Origin of the sequence: Robertmurraya beringensis, assembly GCF_042433785.1 — a bacterium.
Taxonomy (GTDB): Bacteria; Bacillota; Bacilli; order Bacillales; family Cytobacillaceae; genus Robertmurraya_A; species Robertmurraya_A beringensis.
In genome coordinates this window covers 1-584 of sequence record NZ_JBHLUU010000039.1, presented here as the reverse complement: position 1 = coordinate 584, position 584 = coordinate 1, and the positions used below count along the sequence as shown (strand labels likewise).

At 56.2% G+C, this 584-nt stretch carries 1 rRNA gene; it reads right to left on the bottom strand.

Annotated elements, in window-relative coordinates:
- Positions 1-584, bottom strand: a 23S ribosomal RNA gene (locus tag ACFFHF_RS11760); the annotation flags it as partial.

Genomic DNA, 584 nt, shown 5'->3' with positions numbered 1-584 from the left:
CGCTATGGGAAATCTCATCTTGAGGGGGGCTTCATGCTTAGATGCTTTCAGCACTTATCCCTTCCGCACATAGCTACCCAGCGATGCCTTTGGCAAGACAACTGGTACACCAGCGGTGCGTCCATCCCGGTCCTCTCGTACTAAGGACAGCTCCTCTCAAATTTCCTACGCCCACGACGGATAGGGACCGAACTGTCTCACGACGTTCTGAACCCAGCTCGCGTACCGCTTTAATGGGCGAACAGCCCAACCCTTGGGACCGACTACAGCCCCAGGATGCGATGAGCCGACATCGAGGTGCCAAACCTCCCCGTCGATGTGGACTCTTGGGGGAGATAAGCCTGTTATCCCCGGGGTAGCTTTTATCCGTTGAGCGATGGCCCTTCCATGCGGAACCACCGGATCACTAAGCCCGACTTTCGTCCCTGCTCGACTTGTAGGTCTCGCAGTCAAGCTCCCTTGTGCCTTTACACTCTACGAATGATTTCCAACCATTCTGAGGGAACCTTTGGGCGCCTCCGTTACTTTTTAGGAGGCGACCGCCCCAGTCAAACTGCCCACCTGACACTGTCTCCCACCCCGAT